Annotated in this window: 13 protein-coding genes; 3 read left to right on the top strand and 10 right to left on the bottom strand. The window is 73.8% G+C overall.

Going from position 1 to position 20,721, the window contains the following annotated elements:
• Positions 1-14: 14 nt before the first annotated feature.
• Positions 15-1,016 carry a trypsin-like serine peptidase gene (locus IE241_RS18420; RefSeq protein ID WP_190022849.1) on the bottom strand — a complete coding sequence of 334 codons (1,002 nt, stop codon included), beginning with the start codon at positions 1,014-1,016 and terminating at the stop codon, positions 15-17.
• 256 nt (positions 1,017-1,272) lie between these two features.
• On the opposite strand from IE241_RS18420, the gene IE241_RS18415 reads away from it, so the two are divergent.
• Both IE241_RS18415 and IE241_RS18410 read left to right on the top strand, forming a co-directional pair.
• Positions 1,273-3,171 carry an ABC transporter ATP-binding protein gene (locus IE241_RS18415; protein WP_373300707.1) on the top strand — a complete coding sequence of 633 codons (1,899 nt, stop codon included), beginning with the start codon at positions 1,273-1,275 and terminating at the stop codon, positions 3,169-3,171.
• A 63-nt stretch (positions 3,172-3,234) separates the two neighbouring features.
• Entirely contained in the window at positions 3,235-4,461 is a 1,227-nt protein-coding gene (locus tag IE241_RS18410) for a serine hydrolase domain-containing protein (RefSeq protein WP_190022848.1), read from the top strand.
• Positions 4,462-4,628: 167 nt separating this feature from the next.
• Here IE241_RS18410 and IE241_RS18405 read toward each other — a convergent pair whose 3' ends face one another.
• From IE241_RS18405 to IE241_RS18390, 4 genes are all read right to left on the bottom strand, one after another.
• Positions 4,629-5,174 carry a TerD family protein gene (locus IE241_RS18405; protein ID WP_190022847.1) on the bottom strand — a complete coding sequence of 182 codons (546 nt, stop codon included), beginning with the start codon at positions 5,172-5,174 and terminating at the stop codon, positions 4,629-4,631.
• 149 nt (positions 5,175-5,323) lie between these two features.
• Positions 5,324-5,911: a hypothetical protein gene (locus tag IE241_RS18400; protein ID WP_190022846.1), complete on the bottom strand. Its 588-nt coding sequence runs from the start codon at positions 5,909-5,911 to the stop codon at positions 5,324-5,326.
• 50 nt (positions 5,912-5,961) lie between these two features.
• Entirely contained in the window at positions 5,962-8,343 is a 2,382-nt protein-coding gene (locus IE241_RS18395) for an MMPL family transporter (RefSeq protein ID WP_190022845.1), read from the bottom strand.
• Complete coding sequence (locus IE241_RS18390; protein WP_229899466.1) at positions 8,337-15,935, bottom strand: type I polyketide synthase; 7,599 nt, start codon at positions 15,933-15,935, stop codon at positions 8,337-8,339. Before IE241_RS18390 ends, IE241_RS18395 begins: the two co-directional genes overlap by 7 nt.
• A 220-nt stretch (positions 15,936-16,155) precedes the next feature.
• Here IE241_RS18390 and IE241_RS18385 point away from each other — a divergent pair, with 220 nt between their 5' ends.
• The gene (locus IE241_RS18385; RefSeq protein ID WP_190022844.1) at positions 16,156-16,554 is read left to right on the top strand and encodes a rodlin; all 399 of its coding nucleotides are present in this window, start codon (positions 16,156-16,158) and stop codon (positions 16,552-16,554) included.
• Positions 16,555-16,562: 8 nt separating this feature from the next.
• Here IE241_RS18385 and IE241_RS18380 read toward each other — a convergent pair whose 3' ends face one another.
• The 5 genes from IE241_RS18380 to IE241_RS18360 all read right to left on the bottom strand — a co-directional run bounded on the left by IE241_RS18380 (position 16,563) and on the right by IE241_RS18360 (position 20,564).
• Complete coding sequence (locus IE241_RS18380) at positions 16,563-16,937, bottom strand: hypothetical protein (RefSeq protein ID WP_190022843.1); 375 nt, start codon at positions 16,935-16,937, stop codon at positions 16,563-16,565.
• Positions 16,934-17,413 carry a roadblock/LC7 domain-containing protein gene (locus tag IE241_RS18375; RefSeq protein ID WP_229899463.1) on the bottom strand — a complete coding sequence of 160 codons (480 nt, stop codon included), beginning with the start codon at positions 17,411-17,413 and terminating at the stop codon, positions 16,934-16,936. The genes IE241_RS18380 and IE241_RS18375 overlap by 4 nt, the downstream gene beginning before the upstream one ends.
• 100 nt (positions 17,414-17,513) lie before the next feature.
• Positions 17,514-18,341 (bottom strand): transcriptional regulator, encoded by an 828-nt coding sequence (locus IE241_RS18370; protein ID WP_229899461.1) that lies wholly within the window; start codon positions 18,339-18,341, stop codon positions 17,514-17,516.
• Complete coding sequence (locus tag IE241_RS18365) at positions 18,338-18,724, bottom strand: hypothetical protein (RefSeq protein ID WP_190022841.1); 387 nt, start codon at positions 18,722-18,724, stop codon at positions 18,338-18,340. The genes IE241_RS18370 and IE241_RS18365 overlap by 4 nt, the downstream gene beginning before the upstream one ends.
• A 226-nt stretch (positions 18,725-18,950) precedes the next feature.
• Complete coding sequence (locus IE241_RS18360) at positions 18,951-20,564, bottom strand: M4 family metallopeptidase (RefSeq protein ID WP_190022840.1); 1,614 nt, start codon at positions 20,562-20,564, stop codon at positions 18,951-18,953.
• Positions 20,565-20,721 lie beyond the last annotated feature (157 nt).

Genomic DNA, 20,721 nt, shown 5'->3' with positions numbered 1-20,721 from the left:
GCATGCATGTGGTGTCAGCTCGTCTGAGCCTGTTCGTAGAGGGCTTTGACCTCGTCGCCGAAGTACGGGCCGAACATGGTGTTCGGCAGGAACGTGTACCCGAAGCTGTTCACCGACGCCTGCAGACCGGTGCCGGTGGCCTCGTCGAACGACGCGAACCACGGGCCGCCGCTGGAGCCGCCCGTCATGTTGCAGCCCAGTCCGTGATCCTTGGTGAGGAGGAAGTCCTTGGTGGAGTTCCCGCTGCAGTGGATGAGCTTCGTGCCGTCGTACGGGGACGCCGCGGGGAACCCGAAGGAGTACATGGGCTTGTTGTAGGCGCCGTTGAACTGCAGACCCTGCGCCCCGACGGTGTCCGCGAGCCGCTTGCCGCCCAGCGGGGCCACGACGGCGATGCCCACGTCGTAGTTCATGTCCTCACTGGCCACCCACTGGGGTGTGGCCAGCGTCTTGGCCGCCGCCCAGGTGCCGTAGGGCGTCTGCCCGTCGTGATAGCCGGGGGCGAAGGTCCAGTTGGTGTGCCAGTTGCCCTGGTACTTGACGCAGTGCCCGGCCGTGATCACGGTGCTGCCGTTGCGGCTGGTGACGGCGTCGGCCGAGCAAGAGGCGTTGCGGCCCTGCATGGTGAAGAACACCCGGCCCGAGGTCTTGGCCACCGCGCCGCCGCCGGTCCACGGCCCGCCCGCCTGCGGGAAGGAGGCGAGGGACCCGGCGGCGAGGGACCCGGCAGCGGGGGCGGTGGCGGCGACGGTGAGGACATCGCCCCGGGCAGGCGGCGCCGAAAGGCTGCCGGGAGCGACGGAGGGCAGGTCGAGCGGGACGGCGGCGCGCATCCGCTCGGGCGTCCAGTAGGAGCCGACGGCATGCTGTGCGTCCGGCGAGGCCGCGGCGGTGTGCACGGCCGGGTCCGGGGCTCCGCCCGGAGCGGCGTCGGCCGTAGCGGCCTGCGTACCTGCGGCGACCAGGGCGCAGGCGGCCAGCAGCACACCTGCGGTCGTACGGCGGGATCGTCTCACGCGTACTCCTTCTGCGGTGCGGATACGGCAAGTACCAGATACCGGAAGGTGCGTGAGGCAGAGTGCCACGCGCCTCCCTTGATTGACAGGGGCGCGTCAAAATCCGAAGGATGCTCGGCCCGAAGGGGTCAGTCAAAAGGCCCACCTTCGAGTGGATTAAGGGCGTTCACCCTGAACTTGCCCGCGCCATACGGCATCGTGCAGGCGCTCACCATCGGAACCGGACCGTCGACACCCGCAACCAAGGGGAATCACGTTGCCCGCCGAGACCACCGAGGTACATGAGGAATTACGCTTCCGCTCCCCGACCCTGACCGCCTTCGAGAAGAGCCCGCTCACCGCCCGGGCGATGAGCAGGCGCCTGCCCCAGCTCGTCCGCAAGGCGCTGGACCTCGCCTGGCGCGTGGACAGACGCGCCGTCCTGACGCTGCTCGTCTGCCAGGTGCTCTCCGGCGCGTTCGAGGCCTTCGGCCTGCTGGCCACCAGCCGTACGATCACGGCGCTGATCACCTCCGGCCACATCGAGGACCGGCTCGTGGACGCGCTGCCCTCGCTCGCCCTCCTCGCCGGGGCGGCCGGGACCCGGGCCCTGCTCGCCATCGCCGTCGCCAACATCTCCAGCCGGCTGGCACCCCGGATCTCCCGCGAGGCCGAGCTGCAGATGCTCGACGCGGCGATCAACGCCGAACTCGCGGCCTACGACCACCCCGGCTTCAACGACAAGCGCGAAGCCGCCGACCGCGGCGCGGACGTCGCCCAGGACCTGCTCACCGAGTCCCAGGACCTCATGGCCTGCATCGCGTCGCTGATCGCGGCGGCCGGCGTGGTGACGCTCCTGCACCCGGTCCTGCTGCCGCTGCTCCTGCTGGCCACCCTTCCGCAGGGCCTCGCAAGCGTGAAGGGGGCGCGGGTCCACTACCAGACGTCCCGTGCCCTGAGCGGCGACCGCCGCGTGCTCAACCACCTGAGGTGGCACGTCACCGACAAGCAATTCGCCGACCAGCTGCGCTCGGGCACCATGGCCGAGTTCCTCCTCGGCCGCTACCGCTCGATCAGCAACCGCATCCACACCACCACCGACAAGGCGGTCCACCGGGGCGCGCGGTACGCGCTCGCGGGCGCCGTGGCCGGCGGGCTCGCCTCCGGCCTGGTGTGGGCGGCCCTCGCCCTCCTGCTGGGCACCGGGCGCATGTCGCTCGCCTCGGCCGGCACGGCGGTCTTCGCCCTGCGGTCGGTCGGCTCGTCCCTGCGGGGCATGGTCTCCTACGGCGCCCGCCTGTTCCGCACCGGCCTCTACCTCGACGACTGGGCCGAGTTCATCGACGAGGCCGGCGGCCACCGGATGCAGCGCGGCACCCGTACCCCCGCGGCACCGGAGGCGGTCCGGGCCGAGTCCCTCACCTTCTGCTACCCCGGCTCCGAACGCCCCGCGCTGCACGAGGTCAGCCTGGAGGTGCGGCGCGGCGAAGTCGTGGCCCTGGTAGGGGAGAACGGCTCGGGGAAGACCACCCTCAGCAAGCTGCTGACCGGCCTGTACCTGCCCACCGAGGGCAGGGTCACCTGGGACGGCGTCGACTCCGGCGAGCTCGACCCGCAGGCCATGTGGCGGCAGACCGCCGTCGTCCCGCAGGACTTCGCCCACTGGCCCATGTCCGCCCGGGACAACATCACCCTCGGGCAGGCGTACGACGGGGACGGCGTCGTCCTCCAGGCGGCCGCGCACGCCGGCGCCGACGAAGTCGTCAAGGAGCTCCGCAGCGGGCTCGACACCCTCCTCGCCCGCGAGTGGTACGGCGGGGTGGAGCTCTCCGGCGGCCAGTGGCAGCGCATCGCCATCGCCCGGGCCTTCTACCGCCCGGCGGGCCTGCTCGTCATGGACGAACCCACCAGCGCCCTGGACGCCCGGGCGGAGCACCGCATCTTCGCCGGGCTGCGCAAGGTCGCCCAGGAACGGGCCGTCGTCCTCGTCACCCACCGCCTGGCCAACGTCGCCGTCGCCGACCGCATCGTCGTCCTCGACCACGGCCGGGTCATCCAGCTGGGCACCTTCGCCGAACTGGTCGAGGCCCCCGGCCTCTTCCGGGAGCTGTGGTCCCTGCAGAACGACCGGGGCATGCCTGCGGCGCCGGAGGAGGTGAGCAGCGCCGTGCTCTGACCGCCCCGCTCCCGGACCCGAACGCGCACCGACACCACCGACCCCCGCTGAAGGAGGGCTGTCATGACGAAGCGTCCACCGAGGACGGTCCGTACGGCGCGAGCCGTGCTGGCCGCACTCCTGACGGCCGCCGCGATGGCGGGGGCCGCTCCTGCACCCGATCCGGCGGGGGCCGTGCCGGCATCCGCTCCGGCGGACGCCACCGTCCACGTCCTGCCCGCCGCGCGCGGCGGAGGACACGAGCGCACCCAGGCCGCCCTGGACACCGCCGTCAAGGCGGGCGTCCCCGGCGCCCTGGCCCGGGCCCGGGACTCCCACGGCACCTGGAACGGCTCCGCCGGCGTCGCCGACCTGTACACCAAGAGGCCGAGGCTCCCCGGGGACCGCTTCCGCGCCGGCAGCATCACCAAGCCCCTCATCGCCACCGTCATCCTCCAACTGGAGGCCGAGCACCGGCTCTCTCTGGACGACACCGTCGAGAAGTGGCTTCCCGGCATGGTGCAGGGGCACGGCAACGACGGCCGCAGGATCACCCTGCGCCATCTCCTCCAGCAGACCAGCGGACTCTTCGACTACACCGAGGACCCCGGGGTCCTGAAGAACCTCACCACCACCGCGTTCCTGGAGCACCGTTACGACCGCTGGACACCCCGGCGCATCGTGCGGACCGCAACGGCCCACCCGCCGAACTTCGCACCGGGCACCCGCTACGCGTACACCCCCACGGGCTACGTCCTCGCCGCCCTCATCATGGAGAAGGCGACCGGACGGTCCTACGAGGAGGAGGTCGAGCGCCGGATCATCGCACCGCTCGGCCTGCACTCCACCCGCCTGCCGCGCCACGAGCGCACGGTCCCGGCCCCCGCCGGACGCAGCTACAGCTGGTTCACCGACGACCCGGACCGCAGGATGCACGACGTCACCGACTTCGACCCCTCACTGATCCGGGCCACCGGCGACCTGATCAGCTCCCCGGAAGACCTCGACCGCTTCCTCACCGCCCTGCTGCAGGGCGGACTGCTGCCGCCGGCGCAGCAGCGGGAGCTGAAGACGACCGTCCCCACCGGGGAGGATTCCGGCGCGGCGTACGGCCTGGGGCTGTTCCGCTTCACGCTCTGCGGGACGGAAGTGTGGGGGCACACCGGACTGTTCGTCGGGACGCAGAGCGTCGCCTTCGTCTCGGCGGACACCCGGCACAGCCTGGTCTTCAACTTCAACACCGACACCTTGAGCGACACGGACGCCGCCGGGGACGTCTTCAAGGCGGAGTTCTGCCCTGGGTCGAAGTAGGCCCGCATCGAAGGAGGCCCGCGTCGAAGGAGGCCCGGAACGAAGGAGGCCTGCATCGAAGAGGCCGGGCCGGCCTGAGCGAGCCCTGGGCCGGCCGGCAGGACCCGGTACGGGGGAGTGCCGCCCGAGCGCGCGTGTGAGCGTGCCGTGCGGCGCTCCCGTCCGGGTCAGGCGCTGCCCATCACCGCTGCGAAGGCCACCGGATCGGCGTCGAAGCCTCGCACGGCGCGGCGGCACTCCCATGTGCCCTGACCGGTGCGTACGAACTCCACGACCGTCGCCGCCGTCGCCTCGGCGACGCTCGTGAAGTCGTCCGCGGCCAGCTCGGTGTACCCCTCCGTGACGCGGACGCCGGTGTTGGCCACCTCGCCGAAGGTCTTGCGGCCGCCGCCCTGCTGTATGGCCACCCCGACGACGACCCGGGCGTACGAGGGCGACAGCCGGTCGAACTCCAGCGTCATGACCTCGTCCGAGCCGAGCCCCATGCCGGTGCGGCTGTCACGGTTGAGGAGGATCGTGCCGTCGGGTGACCGGCTGTCGAAGTGCACGAGATAGGCCGGCTTGCCGTACGGCTCCTCCGCGGTGTACGTGGCCGCGATGAGGTCGAGGTCGTTGTCGGGCATGCCCATAGGGCTCGGATCCCATCTCAATGACACCTGGACCTTGCCCAGCCCCTTGCTGAGGCTGCCCGTCCCCTTGTTGAGTCCGCTCACCGGACGTCCCCTCCCGCTTCCGTGTTCCTGGTGCACCCCCACCTTGCCGCCGGAACCGCACGCGCCGCTACCCCGGGGCGGGCCGCCTCCCCCGTGAACTGCCGTATCACGTAGGAAGATCGTTCAGGGGCGGCGCGCACGGAGAGCGTTCAGGAGAAGGAGACGCGGCCCGCGGCCTCGACCGCCGGCAGCCCCCGGGTGAGGCAGCGGCTGGTGCCCGCGGCGGAGACGTGCCCCGTGACCTGCCGGTGGGCGAGCATCCCGGACGCGACCGTGCCGGACAGGAAGCCCGCGGCGACGGAGGAGGCGCCCGGGTGCGGGGTGAGCGTGAGCGCCGACGTGCCCAGGGCCCGGCCCTGGCGGCCGGCTGCGCCGTACCAGACGAGCCGGCCCGTCCCCCGGGCGCCGGTCACGCGCGTACAGCTCGCCCGCCCGCTGCCGCGGAAGTCGAGCCGGCCGGAGGCGATGCGCGGCGCGCTCCCGTCCGGCGAGGAGCAGCCGTCCAGCAGCACGGCCCCGGTGGCGGTGACCGGTCGCGCCATGGCCCCGAGCGGCGGGCTGAACGTCAGCGGCCTGCCCGGCACCGTCCGCACGGAGCACGTGAGACGGGTGCCCGGCGCCTGCGCGGTGGCCTCCTGGGTCCGCCCGGCGGCGGCCGTCGTGCCGAGGGCGAGGAGGGCGGACACCGTGATCGTCAGGAGGCGCCGGGCGAGCGGGACGGGCCGGGCGGGGGTCACGAGGGCTCCTCGGCCATGGAGTGGGCCATGGGGTTCGGTCGTGGAGTCGGTCATGAACGCTCCTTGTTCCGGGAGGTGCTGGAAGCGCCGGAGGTGCCGAGGCGTGACGCGCCGGCCGTTTCGGGGGACGGCGACGGCTGTGGCAGTACGGTGCGCGCGGCGCGCCGGGGCAGCGCCGGCATCCACCAGTTGGCGCGGCCGGCGAGCCGCATGACGGCCGGTACGAGGAGCGGGCGGATCACCGCGGCGTCCAGCACGACCGACAGGGCGGTCGTGACGGCGAGGAGCTTCATCAGGGCGACCTCGGCCGTGGCGAGGGCGAGCAGCACCGTCAGGACGAGCGCGGCGGACGCGGTGAACAGCGGCCCCGCCGCCTGGAGCCCGGCGGCCGTCGCCCGTACGGTGTCGCCGGTGCGGGCGTGGGCCTCGCCGATCCGGGCCAGCAGCAGGATCTCGTAGTCCAGGGACAGCCCGAAGGCGAGGCAGAACGCGACGACGGGCATGACGACGCTGACCGTGCCCGTGGCCGTGAAGTCCCCCACCAGCCACTTCAAGTGTCCCTGCTGGAAGACGAACACCATCGCGCCGAACGTCGCAGTCAGGCTGAGCAGGTTGACCGCGAGCGCCTTCAGGGGCAGGAACACGCTCCGGGTGAAGGCCAGGAGCAGCACGAACGTGGCGACGGCCATCGCCCCCAGCGCCCACGGCAGCCGCTGCGCGAGGGTGTCCCGGGCGTCCCGGAACTGCGCCGTGGGCCCGCCGACGAGCGGCGCCGCAGGCGTCGGCGCCCGGGCCGCCTGCAGCCGGGCGACGAGCGCGGTGGACGCGGGGGCGTACGGCTCCGCCGCGCCGCTGACCGCCAGCCAGGTGCCCGCCGGCGAGGTGAAGTGGCGCAGGGCCGGGCAGCCCGGCAGCGTGCCGTGCGCGGGGGAGGCCTCGGCCGGGCAGGCGAGGGGGACGTCCTGGCCCAGGACGTACGAGCCGGTCGCGGTCCGTACCCCCTGGACGCCCGGGAGGGCCGACAGCCGCCGGGCGTACGCGTCCAGCTCCGCGATGCGCCCGGGACGGTCGGGCCGCCACCCGGGCAGGGCCACCTCGACGGGGTTGCGCAGCTGAGGGAAGCCGTCCCGCAGGGCCTGGGTCGCCCGCACCTCGGGGGCGTCGCGGGGCAGGACCCGGTCGTCGCTGAAACCGAACACGACCTGACGGAAGGGGAGCGCGAGGACGAGCAGCACCCCGGTGGCGAGCGCCGTGACGAGCAGGGGACGGCGCATCACGCGCAGGGCCAGCCGCCGCCATCCGCCCCCGGCGCGGCCCGGCGCCCTGCGCCAGCGCGCGAACAGGTCGCCCCGGCCGATCGCCCGGGGGAAGCAGGCCAGCGCCGCGGGGACGAGCACCAGGGCGGCGAGCGCCGCGAGCAGCACCACGCTGACCCCGGCGTAGGCCAACGACCGCAGGAAGTACAGCGGGAACGCCAGCAGGCCGAGCAGGCACAGCGCCACGGCCGCCGCCGAGACGACGACGATCCGCCCGGCCGACCGCACCGCTCCCTCCAGAGCGGCCTCCGGCGGGCTTCCGGAGGCGATCTCCTCGCGGTAGCGCGCCACCAGGTAGAGGCTGTAGTCGACGGACAGCGCGAGGCCGACGGCGCCCGTGAGGTTCAGCGCGAACGTCGACACCTCGGTCACGGCGGTCAGGCCCCGCAGCACGGCCAGCGTTCCGGCCACGGCGACCGCGCCCACCGCGAGCGGCAGGCAGGCCGCGGCCACGCTCCCGAAGACGAACACGAGCAGCAGCAACGTGGCGGGAAGGGCGATCAGTTCAGTACGCAGCAGGTCCCGCTCGCTGTAGCGCTCCAGGGCGCGGTCGAGGACGGCATGCCCGGTCGCCTGCACCTGCAGAGGGCCGTGCGGCGCGGTGACGGCCGGCAACAGGCGCTCGACGGCCGCCCGGCCGGTGCGCCCGTCCCCGTCCAGGCGCACCGCCACGAGCGCGGTCCGGGCATCGTCCGAGCGCAGCGCGGCATCGTCCACATCGGCACCGCCTCCCGGCGCCCTGCCGCCTCCCGTCGTAGGAGTCGTAGGACACGAGCCGCGGGCGACCGGGCCGGTCCAGTAGGAGTCGACACCGGTCACCCCGGGCTCGCGGCACAGGCGGCCGGCCAGGGCCAGGCCTGCCGCACGCGCCGCGGGAGCGTCCACGGAGTCCTGCGCCCGGGCCAGCAGCACGACATCGGGCGCGCCCGCGTGGAAACGGTCCGTCAGCAGGGCCTCGGCGCGGGCCGAGGGCGAGCCCGGCGCCGTCCAGCCGCCACTCGCCAGCCGGGACGCCACCCCGTGCCCGAGCAGGGCGCAGGCCACGGCGGCGAGCGCGGCCAGGACGAGGACCGGCCGGCGGCGGCGGGCGCAGTAGCGGGCCAGGGACGTCAGCACGGCGCCTGGCCCGCCGGGTCCGCGGCCGGGCCGGGCTGCGTGGGCACGCCGGGCCGGGGCGCGGCCGCGGACCCGCTGTCAGGAGCAGCGGGCTGCAGGGCGGCCGTGCCGGCGCCCAGGCCCAGCCGCAGCTGCACGATGCGCGCCATGTCGAGGACCGTGCCGCCGCTGCGCATCAGCTCCATGGGCGGCACCTGGACGTCGAAGCGCCGCCGCAGCGTGGCGAGGAGCTCGGCGGCCATGAGGGAGTCCACGCCGTAGTCCTCCAGCCGCCGGGACGGGTCGATACGGCCGGGGTCGAGGTGGAGGATGTCGGCCAGGATCCGTACGAGGTTCCCGGCCAGCGCGTGCAGGGCGTCCGCGGGGCTCATCGCCGACAGGGCCTGCACGATCTCCTCGTGGGTACGGCCGGTCTCCTCGTCGGGCTCGGGAACCAGCTGCCGGTACCGGGGCGCGTCGAGCGCGGGCAGGCAGCCGCGCAGCCGCGCCCAGTTGTACCGGCCGGCCCCCGCGACCTCCGTGCCGTCGCTCAGCAGTACGCCGGCCGCGTCGAACACCTCGCGCGGGGAGAGCGTCTCCAGGCCGCCGCTCTCCAGGGCGCGGGCGAGGCCGTTGCGGGCCACGTAGCCGGTACCGCCGAGGGCGCCCCAGCCCACGGCCAGCCCTGCCTCGCCGTCGCGCCGGCGCCGGCGGACCATAGCTTCGAGGAAGAGGTTGCCCGCGGCGTAGGGGGCCTGGGTGACCTGCCCGACGCGTGCGGCGACGGAGGAGAACATCAGGAACAGCTCCAGGTCCTCCCGGCCGCGCGTGAGCGCGTCGAGCACGGCCGCGCCCCCGGCCTTGGGGGCCAGCACGGCGCGGAACCGGTCGTCGGTGAGCTCTTCCAGCGGGGCGTCGTCGAGGTGCATCGCGCAGTGCACCACGCCGCGCAGCCGGTGTCCGCCCGCGTCGATCTCCTCCACCACACGCCGCATGGAGGGCAGATCGGCGACGTCCGCCGCGTAGGGCACGGCGCGCACGCCGCGCTTCTCCAGATCGGCGAGCAGCACCTCGCAGCCCGGGGTCCGCGCCCCCCTGCGTCCGACGAGGGCCAGGTGGCGCGCGCCGTGGTCGGCGAGCCAGTGCGCGGTGGCCGCGCCGTAGCCGCCGAGGCCTCCGGTGACGAGGTAGGTGGCGCCGGGGTCGAAGCGCGGGGCGCGGGCCAGGGGTTCGACCAGGGCGGGCTCGTCGAGCGGGTCGAAGGAGACGACGACCTTGCCGATGTGCCGGGAGTGCTGCAGGAGGCGGAAGGCCTCCTCGGCGCGGGCGGCGGGGAAGACCGTGTGCGGCAGCGGACGGTAATCCCCTGCCTGGATGCGCTCCTTGACCTCGGCGAACAGGGAGGCCGCCCGCCCGGGGTCGGCCAGCAGCGCGAGGAGGTTGACACCGAAGAAGGCGAGATCGCGCTCGAAGGGGCGCAGCAGCAGCCGGTTGTTCTCCAGGATATCGCGCTTGCCGAGCTCGACGAAGCGGCCGCCCGGCCGGAGCAGCTCCAGGCTGCGGGAAACCGCCTCGCCCGCGAGGGAGTTGAGGACGACGTCGACGCCGCGCCCGCCGGTCAGCTCCCGCACCCGGCCGGCGAAGGCCAGGCTGCGCGAGTCCAGGACGTGTTCGACACCCAGGGCGCGCAGGAGGTCGCGCTTGGCGGGGCTGCCGGCCGTGGCGATGACCTGCGCGCCGTGCAGCCGCGCGTACTGCAGGGCCGCGAGCCCCACGCCCCCCGCCCCGCCGTGCACGAGCACGGTCTCCCCGGCCGACAACCCGGCCTGCCAGCCCAGGCCGTAGTGGACGGTCAGGAAGACCGCGGGCAGGGTGGCCGCCTCGGCGAAGCCCGTCCCGTCGGGGATCCGGGCCACGGCGTCCGCGGAGGTGACCATGTGCGAGGCCAGGCAGTCCGAGCCGCTGGCGAACACCCACTCGCCCACGGCGATCCCTGTGACGCCCGGTCCGACGGCCGTGACCGTCCCCGCGCACTCCAGCCCGTACGCCGCCTCGAAACGCCCGTCGGCGGAGTCCTCGCCGGCCAGGGCACCGGTGGCCAGGACCACGTCGCGGTAGTTCAGCGCCGCCGCCCGCACGGCGATCAGGACCTGCCCGGGGCCCGGCGCCGGCCGCGGCGTCTCCACCCAGGCCGGCCGGAAGGACAGCCCGGGCTCGCGGACCTCCAGGGCGAAGGCGCCGACCGCGGAGGAGGGCACGAGGGGCCGGGGGAAGTCCCGGTCGCGCGGGACGAACCGGCCGCCGCCACGCGTCAGGACGACCTCGCTCTCGTCCGACGGGGCGAGGAGCTCCCGGGCGAGACGGTCGGCGTCGGCCGCCGTGTCGCCGCATCGTGCCAGGGACAGCCGCCGCGTCGTCAGCGCCGCCTGCTCGTTGCCGAAGCACTGCGCCATGCCCCACGCGGCGGCATCGGCGGGCGAGGAATCGGCCGGTCCGGGCTCCGGTACGGCTCCGCAGGGGCGCGTCACCAGCCACAGGGAGATGCTCTCGCTACCGTGCAGCCGCCCGCACGCCACCGCCAGGGCGCGCAGCACCGCGCTGCGCCGGGTCGCCCGCTCCACCACCTCGACGGGGTCGTCGGCGCCGGCCGGGGCCAGCACCAGGACGATCACCGTCTCCCGGGACAGCAACGGCGCCCACGCGTCCGGGTCCTCGCCGGCCACGGTGGTGTGCACCTCGACGGCATCGGCCGCACGCAGCAGGCCCGCCGTGGCCCCCACCAGCCCGTCCTCCTCCGGGGCCTCGGACGCCAGGACCCAGGCGGTGCCGATGCCGGCAGCGGGCAGCGCGGGGGGCCGCACGGGACGGTCGGCGCGGGCGGACAGGAAGACGGAGAAGTCCTCGCAGGCGGGCTCGGCGTCGTCACCGGTCCGTACGGTGCCGGTGAATCCGCACCGCGCGAGAAGCTCGGCCCACTCCTCGCGGCCGAGCAGGGGCGAGCGGGGCCGCAGCCCGGTGTCCGTGCGGTTCCAGAAGCTCTCCAGCGTGCCGAAGAAGGGCAGCAGGAACAGCGGGTCGTGGCTCTCCAGCATCAGCAGCCGGCCGCCCGGGGCGGTGAGCGCCGCCACCCGGCGCACGGCCGCTTCCAGATCGGTGCTCGTGTGCAGGGAGTTGGCGGCGATCACCAGGTCGAATCCGCCGCCGGGCAGATCCTGGCCCGCGGGGTCGGCGTCGACGTCGAAGGCGCGGTAGTCCACGAAGTCGTACGCGGCGAAGCGCTGCCGGGCCCGTGCGAAGAACGACGACGACACGTCCGTGAAGAGATAGCGGGTGCGGCCGGCCGGAAGGAGGGGCAGCAGGGCCGCGGTGGTCCCGCCGGTGCCCGCACCGATCTCCAGCACCCGCAGCGGGCGGTCGTCCGGCAGGCTCGCCACGATCTCCCGCACCAGGGCCTGCGCGACACGGTTGTGGAAGCGCAGCACCGGCGCGACGTCGTAGAGCTGTTCGAGGGACGACGTGGCGCCCTCGACCCCCAGCAGGTCCAGCGGGTCGCGCGTGCCGCGCAGGACGTCGCCGAGGTGGAGGAATTGGCGTACGACCAGCGTCAGTTCGGTGGAGAACGCGGGCTGGTCCCGCAGCGCCTCGCGCAGCATGCCGATCGCGCACCGGGGCGCGGCCTCCCGCAGCCAGCGGCCGTCCGGATCCTGCCGCACCAGCCCGTACTGCGTCATGGCGGTCAGCATCAGCTCCATCGCCTGCCGGTGCCTCGGCAGCATCCCGCCCGCGACCAGGTCGCCCACCGTGAACGAGCCCTCCCCCTCCGGCAGCAGCCCGGGGAGCGCGGTCGCATAGGCGTGGGCCGCAGCCTGCTGCAACCGGGCGGCGAAGCGCGGGTATCCGGCCGCGCGCCAGTCGCGGCGCAGGGCCAGGATCCGGCCCGCGGCCCGCTCGGCGATCTCCTGCGGGGCCGCCACGGGCCCGGTCCCCTGCGGAGCGCCGGGCCGGGGTGCGGCGCGCAGCACCGTCTCCTGGCGGGTCACCGGCGTGCGCCGCGCCCCGGTCAGGCGCCGCATGCGGCAACCCTTCAGCTCCACCGCGACCGTGCCGTCCTCGTCGGTGACGGTGATGTCCCAGCACACCTCGGTCGCCGTCCGGCCCCGCTCGCGCACATGCACCGCACCCTTGGGCGCCGGGCTGCGCCACACGCGCACCGCATCCATCGCCGCGGGCAGATACGTGTAGCCCGCGAGGATCTCGTCGTCCAGCAGGGGCGCCCCCGTCTGCACCGCCCCGTCCAGCAGGGCCGGGCTGACCCCGAGCCCCTCCAGCGGCCCGGGATCGCCGTAGGCGGCGACGACCTCGCCCTCGCCCGCCCACAGTTCGGTGAGCACCTGGAAGGACGGGCCGTAGCCGAGGCCGGCCTCACCGACCTGCCGGTAGTGCTCCTCGCCGCCCACACGGCGGCCGCACCGGGCCCGGGCCCCGGCCAGGTCGACCGGGGCCGGGGGTTGCCCCCACCGGGCACGCACGCGCCCGCGCGCGTGCCTGCGCTGCGCCGTGACCTGGTCGTCCGTGCTGCTGATCAGCACCACCCCGTCCTCGGGGTCGAACGACACCTGCGTGTGCACCGTGCCCGGCTCGCCCCACGGCACGAACAGCGGCCGGACGAACTCGAGATGGTCGGCCTCCACCGCGGTGTCCAGCACCTGGCGGCCCGCCGCCAGCGCCATCTCCACGTAGGCGGTCGCGGGCATGACGACGGACCCGGCGAGCCGGTGGTCGGCCACCCACGGCAGCCGGGCCGGCTCGACCGCCCCGTGCCACACCGGCAGCGGCGCCGGCATGCGCTCGCCCAGCAGCGGGTGCTCCGTACGGCCCTCGCCGCTGCTGCGCACCCAGGACTCAGGGCCGCCGCTCCAGTGCCGTTCGCGCTGCCAGGGGTAGGCGGGCAGCGAGGCCACCCGCCCCGGGCGCGGGAAACGCGCACTCCAGTCGGCCTCGGCACCGGCCGCGAGCAGGGAGGCCACCGCAGTGTGCAGCGCGCGCACGCCGTCGTCGCCCTTGCGCAGGGTACGGGTGACCGCCCGCAGCCCGGGCGCGTCGTGGGCGGCGGTGATGCGCCGCAGGTAGCTCTGCAGCACCGGCTGCGGCCCGACCTCCAGGAAGACGTCGGCGCCCCGGCCGAGTGCCTGCTCGACGGCGTCCGCGAACAGCACCGGTTCGCGGACGTTGCGCCACCAGTAGTCCGCGTCCAGCTCGGGCCCCTCCAGCGGCTCGCCGGTGACGGTGGACAGCAGGGGCACGCGTACCGGGGACGGGCTCAGGCCCGCGAGGGCCTCGTGCAGGGGCTCACGCAGCGGGTCCATGGCGGCGCTGTGGAAGGCGTGGTCCAGGTCGAGTTCGGCACACACCACGCTCTGCCCGGCCAGGTCCCCCAGCAGCCGGTAGAGCTGCTTCTGGGGACCGGCGACCGTCACGTCCCGCCGGGTGTTGACGCCGGCGATCTCCAGCCCCGGGTATCCGGCCAGCAGGTCGGCGGCCTGCTCCCGGGACATGCCGACGGCCGCCATCCGCCCGCACCCGGCCACCGCCGCCTGGGCCCGGCTGCGTTCGGCGATCACCCACGCCGCCTGGTCGAGGGTCAGCGCCCCGGCCGCGTACGCCGCCGCGACCTCTCCGACGCTGTGGCCCAGCACGGCCGACGGCGTGATGCCGTGGGCGCGCAACACGGCCACCACGCCGGTCTGCAGCGTGAACAGCAGCGGCTGGGCCACCTCCGTGGCCTTCAGGCGCCCGGGCGAGGCCTGCGTCAGCTCCCGCACCACCGACCAGCCCAGCCGCGGGGCCAGCACCTCGTCCACGGCCTCCACGGCCGCCCGGAAGGCGGGCTCCGCGGCGAGCAAGTCGGCCCCCATGCCCGCCCACTGGGAGCCGTTGCCGGAGAACGCGAACGCGATCCGTCCCTGCCGGACCGCCTCGCCGGTGACGGCCTCTGCGGCCGGGCCCGCCGGCGCCGGCTGCGGGGGGAGCGCGGAGCGGCGGGCCAGCCGCCCCAGGGCCTGCGCCGCCTCCTGCGGCCCGTCCGCCAGAACGGCCGCCCGGTACGGGTGCTTCCCGCGCCGGGCGCAACTGGTGTGCGCGAGATCGTAGAAGTCGTCCGGCCCCGTCTGCGCCAGCCGCTCCGCCGTCCGTGCCGCCGCCTGCGCGAGCGCCTCCGGCGTACGGGCGGAGACCACGAACGGCAGCGTGCGCGCCCGGCCCGCGGCATGCCGGGCGCGCCGCGGGGCAGCCGGTGCGGCCGCGACGACGGCGTGGGCGTTGGCACCCCCGAAACCGAACGAGTTGACGCCCACGACCGGCCGCCCCTGCCCCTGCGCCTCGCCGACCGGGCGGGCCTCCGTGGCCGGAGCGAGCCCCAGGCCCTCGAAGTCGATGCCCGGGTTGAGCGGCAGGGCGTGCAGGGAAGCGGGGATCCGGCCGTGCCGGAGCACCAGGAGCGCCTTGAACAGCCCGGCCATCCCCGAAGCCGGTTCGAGATGGCCCAGGTTGGACTTGACCGAGCCGATCGGCAGGGCCCCCGTGCGGCGGCGCGCCCCCAGCGCCCGGCCGATGGCCTCGCACTCGGCCGGGTCCCCGGCAGGTGTCCCGGTGCCGTGCGCCTCCAGGTAGACGACGTCGTCGGGATCGACGCCCGCCTGCTCGTACACCGACGTCAACAGGGCTTCCTGCGCCCGCGGGTTCGGCAGCGCCAGCCCAGCCGTCCTGCCGTCGCTGTTGGCGGCCGACGCCAGGATCACCCCGTGGATGCGGTCGCCGTCGGCCAGCGCGTCCCGCAGCAGCTTCAGGACGACGACCCCGCCGCCCTCGGCCCGCACGTAGCCGTCGGCCGCGGCCGAGAACGACGCGCACCTGCCGTGCGGCGAGAGCATCGACGCCTGCGAGAAGCCGACGTACGGGTAAGGGCTGAGCAGCACGTTGACGCCGGCGGAGACGGCCGTACGGCTGGTGCCCTCGCGCAGCGTCCGGCAGGCCCGGTCCAGCGCCACGAGCGCCGAGGAGCATGCGGTGTCGACGGCCATGCTCGGGCCGCGCAGGTCGAAGGCGTACGAGATGCGGTTCGCCGCGATCGACGCCGCGCCGCCCGTCATCGTGTAGGCGTCGACCCCCTCGATCCGCAGCATCTGCTGTGCGCCGTAGGAGGCGTCGGAGACCCCTACGTACACGGCGGTGTCCGAGCCGGCCAGCGCGGCCGGGTCGATCGCGGCGTCGTCGAGGGCCTCGGCCGTCATCTCCAGGAGCATCCGCTGCTGGGGGTCCATCTGCGCGGCTTCCCTGGGCGAGATGCCGAAGTAGCCGGCGTCGAAGCCCGCGACGTCGTCCAGGAAACCGCCCGCCGCGGTGTAGCTCTTGCCTGCGCGCCGCGCCGATTCGTCCACGAAGCGGGCCGTCTCGAAGCGGTCATCGGGCACCCGCGTGATCAGGTCCCGCCCCTGCTCCAGGGCCTCCCACAACCCCGCGAGGTCGCTGATGCCCCCGGGCAGACGGCAGGCCGCCCCGACGACGGCCACGGCCCGGTCGTTCTCCGCCGAACCCTCTGAGCCCTCCGGATGCACGCGTACGACCTTTCCTGGCGGACCGGGCTCCACCGACGAGCCCGCACGGTTGGTGACGCACCGCATCTTGTCGACTACGCATGGTGAAGGCAAGCGCCCGGCGTCGGGCGGAGGTCGAATGGGTGACAATCCGGAACATTTACGGCATGGGGGAGTTACTCAGGGCGCGTTCCCCCGCGGGCGTTCCCCCGAGGGCGCGGACTGAGCGAAAGGTGCAGAAGTGCTGAAGAAGGTGATGGCCGCAACGGCCTTGACGGCCTCGGCGGTCGGCATGATCGCCGCGCCCGCGGCGGCCGCCGGCGACGGCCGGGAGGTGGCCAACGCCAACGGCGCGCGAACCGGCTTCGGTGAAACGGTCACCGGCGGTTACATGAGCCCGCAGACGACCGCGGTCCAGGACTCGCTCAACGACCTCTGCATCGGCGTCGGCAAGATCGGCGGGCAGTCCGTCCTCCCGCTGCTCGTCAACGTCGGGTTGCAGGACGTCCCGGTGCTCACGTCGCAGGAGCAGCAGCAGTGCACCAGGGGTTCGGTGACCGCCAACGGCAACAACCCGCTGTCGCACATCGCGGAGCGCATCTCGCTGCTGGACCGCAACGGGAGCGGCAACCGCGGCTAGGACCGCCGCTACACCTCCAGTTCCGCCTCGATCCGCTTGAGCTGGTGGCGCGCCATCGCCAGGTTGGCGCGCCGGGCGTCCAGTACGAGGTACAGGAAGAGACCGCTGCCGCCGCGGCCGGTCAGCAGGCGGATCAGGTGGTACTGCCCGCTGAGCGTGATGAGGATGTCCTCGATGGAGTCCTGGATGTTGAGCATCTCCATCGTCCGCAGCTTGGCCCGGACCACATCCGTGTTGCCCGCCGCGGCCACGTTGAGGTCGAGGGACTGGGATCCGCCGAGGGTGCCCAGCGCCATGCCGCTGCCGTAGTCGACGAGGGCCGCGCCGAGGGCGCCCTCGATCGAGCTCATCGCGTCCTTGAGGGCCGTTTCGGTGTTCGTCATGAGGTGACTCCGCTCTGGTTGTCGGGACGGGGTGTACGGGACGGGGGTATTCGGGGAGGGGAGGTCCGGGGAGGGGGCGGGACGGGCGCCTGGCGCGGGCGCTCCAGGGCTCCGTCGATCAAGGGGGCGATGCGGGCCCCGGCTCTGCGGGCCTCCAGGTTCAGCCGGCCGACGTTGGCGTCGGCCGAGGCCAGGAGCGTCAGTACGCAGGAGGAGCCGGCCGCGTACGTCGCCACGTAGCCGCGCTCGCCGCTGACGAGCAGTTCGCGGAAGCCGCCGTGGCCCACGGCGTCCGTCAGCCGCGCGCCCACTCCGAGCGCCGCTGCCGTCAGCGCGGCCACGCCGTCCGGCTCCATGCCGGTGACCAGGTGCGCGATCACCAGCCCGTCGGTGCTGGCCACCATCGCCCCGGTCAGGTGCGGGACCCGGGCGCGTAACCCCTGGAGCTCGGTGAGCACCTCGGGTGCGGCGGTCATCGGCTGTCTCCTTCCGGCGAGCTGTCTGAAAGCGCGCCTCATCATGGGATCGGCAGGTGCAGGGCGGCGTACGGCACGGTCGTGCCGGTCGGACAGGGGGTCACAGAGCCTCCAGAGCGTCGCGGATCCGGTACAGCAGGGAGATCTCCGGAGCGGTGGGAGGCGGCGGTCCCGGCAGGGCCGGGGCGTCCGCGCGGGGCGTGCGGACCAGGCCGGCGGCCGCCAGCCGCCGCACGTCGAGGAGGGTGGCGAAGGCCGAACGCCCCAGCGCCCGCGCGATCTGCACCGGCGTACGGACGCCGTCGGCCGCCGCGAGCACCGCCTGCCGCCCGCTCGCCGGGCCCGGGCCGCCCCGGTCGCCGTCGCTCACGGGCACCACCGGCGCCGCGTCGACCTCCGGGCACGGCCAGGCCCGCTCCAGCAGCCTCCGCCGGCGGCCGACCTCCCGCTGGAGCACGGGCACGGGGACGGGGCGGATGGGGCCGAGCCAGTGGCGGGCCTCGCCGAGGAAGCGGTCGGGTGCGTGCTGGGAGCGGTCGAGCGGGGACAGGACGAAATAGGCGGCGTCGAACAGCGCGCTCAGATGGCACAGTTCCAGCTCGCCGCGGCTGAGCCGGCCGCGCTCCACCAGGAGGTTGCCCGCCCGGTAGCCGGGCCCGCCCTCCGCGACCGCTTCCTCCCACGCCTCCGGGGACAGCCGTCCGCCGGCAGTCAGCCGCCACCCCATGTCGGGCACGACCGGGCTCTCGGCGTGCACCACGGCACCGTCGGTGAGGTAGAGCGCGCCGACGCAGCCGTGCAGCGCGCCGGTGGCCCCTTCGGCGGCGAGCCGGTCCAGGGTGGGTATGCCTGCTGTAGCTGTAGCTGTAGCTGTAGCTGTAGCTGATGCAGTTGATGCAGCTGATATGCCTGGTATGCCGCCCGTCATGCCAGGACCAGCCGTTCCGTGAGCCCCTTGAGCCGGAACAGGGCGACGGCGAGGTTCGCCTCGGCACGATCCAGCCACAGGTAGAGGAAGACGCTGCTGTCGAACTCCGTCTCCACGAAGCGGAGGAGGTGGTAGCTGCCGCGGGCGGTGACGATCAGGTCCTCGACGGGCCCGGTCCGCGCGGTGTCCGCTGCGGTGAACGCGCTGTTCTCGAAGGCGAGCCGGGCCAGCTCCGCGGCGTCGGCGGCCGCGCTCTCGTGGTCGCGCCCGGGGCCTTCACCCGCCTCGCCCAGCGCGAGCCCGCTCGTCCAGTCCACGAGGCTTGCGCCCCGTGCGCCCGGGATGGTCATGGCCTCGGCCAGGCACCCGTCGATACCGGTCACACGATCCTCTCCAGCCCCCCGTGCCCGATTACCAGTGGCGTCATCGCTGCGACGGAAGGTAATCGATGGGAGTGCTGTGAGGGGAGAGTTTTGGCAAATTCTCTCGGCACATGTGGAGCGGGGTATATGGCGGGATCCGGGCCCTCCGGGACGGGGTCCGGGCCCGCCCCGTGGAGGTGGGCGGGCCCGGAGTGAGCGGGTCGAGCGGGGTGGTGAGGACGCGGGTCTACTTGACGTTGACCGCGCTCCAGGCCGCTCCGACGGTCTTGTACTCGGTGCTCGTGGTGCCGTACAGCGCTCCGGCGGCCGACAGCGTCGCGGTGCGCGCGGCCTTGTAGTTGGTGTTGGACGTCATGTACGAGGTCAGCGCCTTGTACCAGATCTTGGCGGCCTTGTCCCGGCCGATTCCGGTGACCTTGGAGCCGTCGGCCGTCGGGCTGTCGTACTGCACGCCGTTGATGGTCTTCTTGCCGCTGCCCTCGGACAGCAGGTAGAAGAAGTGGTTGGCGACGCCCGAGGAGTAGTGGACGTCCTTGCCGCCCACGCCGCTGGACCAGTTGTCGGCGGAGTTGCCGTCCTTGGAGGGCTTGTCCATGTAGCGCAGCGGCTTGCCGTTGCCGAAGATGTCGATCTTCTCGCCGATGAGGTAGTCGCCGACGTCCGAGGAGTTGTTGGCGTAGAACTCGACGGCGGTGCCGAAGATGTCGGACGTCGCCTCGTTGAGCCCGCCGGACTCGCCGCTGTAGACCAGCTTCGCGGTCGCGGCGGTGACGCCGTGGCTCATCTCGTGGCCCGCGACGTCGATGGCGGTGAGCGGCTTCTTGTTGCCCGACCCGTCGCCGTAGGTCATGCAGAAGCACGAGTCGTTCCAGAACGCGTTGACGTAGCTGTTGCCGTAGTGGGCGCGCGAGTAGGCGCCCTTGCCGTCGTTGCGGATGCCGTTGCGGCCGAAGGTGTTCTTGTAGAAGTCCCAGGTCACGGCCGCGCCGTAGTGCGCGTCGACGCCCGCGGTCAGCCGGCCGCCGGCCCAGGTGTCGGTCGCGTTGCTGTAGAGCGTGCCGGTGCCGGACGTGCCCTGTTTGAGGTCGTAGGTCTTGTGGCCGCCGCGTGCGCTGTCGTTGAGCTGGTAGCTGCTGCCGCTCTTGGTCGTGGTGAGCGGCACGGTCCCGCTGTACTGGCTGGTGCCGGTGCCCGTCTCGATCGCCTCGTAGCGGAAGAGCTCCGCGCCGGTCCCGGCGTCGGTGATGACGTGCAGCTCGCTCGGCGTGCCGTCGGGCTGCACGCCCTCGACGACCGTCTCGTACGCGAGGACCGGCGTGCCGGCGGAGGCCCAGACGACCTTGCGCGGCGTGCCCGCCGAGGGCTTCGTGGTGTGCTGCGCGGAAGCGGCCGACAGGGCGGCCTTCGCCGCCGCGGAGGCGGGCTGCGCTGCATCGGTGGAGGTGAGGGAGAGTGCTGCTTCGGTGGACTTGGTGACGGAGGTGCGGCCGCTCGGATCCTGGTGCACGACGAGGTCGCCGCCGAGGACGGGGAGTCCGGCGTAGGTGCGCTCGTAGCGGGTGTGCACGGTGCCGTCCGCGTCCTTGACGACGTCCCGGACGACCAGCTTCTCCTTGGCGCCGAGGCCGATCTTCCCGGCGGTGGCAGCGGCGTTGTCCTGTGCGCTGCGTATCTCGGAGGCCCGCTGATCGGGGGTCATCCGGACCGCCATGGCGCTCGGGCCGCTCTCGGCCTGGGCGCCGGCCACGCCGGTCTGCACGGCGACTGCGCACAGGGCGGCGGAGGCGAGGAGGGCGGTGGTGCGGACGGTGTGGCTGCGGGGGGTGGTGAAGCGTCTCAACTCTGTCTCCTAGCAGGGGCGCCGGGCCGCGGCCCGGCGAGGGATCGGACATCCCAGGGCGGACTGCCCGTTGATGCAGGAGTGAATCGAGAGGATGGTGCCAGCTCGCGCTCAAAGTTGACAGGTGCGCGACAAAGATGTGGCGCGGAGTTTTCCT

It is taken from the genome of Streptomyces hiroshimensis, assembly GCF_014650335.1.
Taxonomy (GTDB): Bacteria; Actinomycetota; Actinomycetes; order Streptomycetales; family Streptomycetaceae; genus Streptomyces; species Streptomyces hiroshimensis.
The sequence above is the reverse complement of the archived record's forward strand: the minus strand, read 5'-3'. Positions and strand labels throughout refer to the sequence as shown.

Bases quoted from the DNA above. Each gene is read 5' to 3' on its own strand.
- IE241_RS18375 (WP_229899463.1), bottom strand. From the start codon at position 17,413: ATGACCGCCGCACCCGAGGTGCTCACCGAGCTCCAGGGGTTACGCGCC.
- IE241_RS18410 (WP_190022848.1), top strand. From the start codon at position 3,235: ATGACGAAGCGTCCACCGAGGACGGTCCGTACGGCGCGAGCCGTGCTG.
- IE241_RS18370 (WP_229899461.1), bottom strand. From the start codon at position 18,341: ATGACGGGCGGCATACCAGGCATATCAGCTGCATCAACTGCATCAGCT.
- IE241_RS18380 (WP_190022843.1), bottom strand. From the start codon at position 16,937: ATGACGAACACCGAAACGGCCCTCAAGGACGCGATGAGCTCGATCGAG.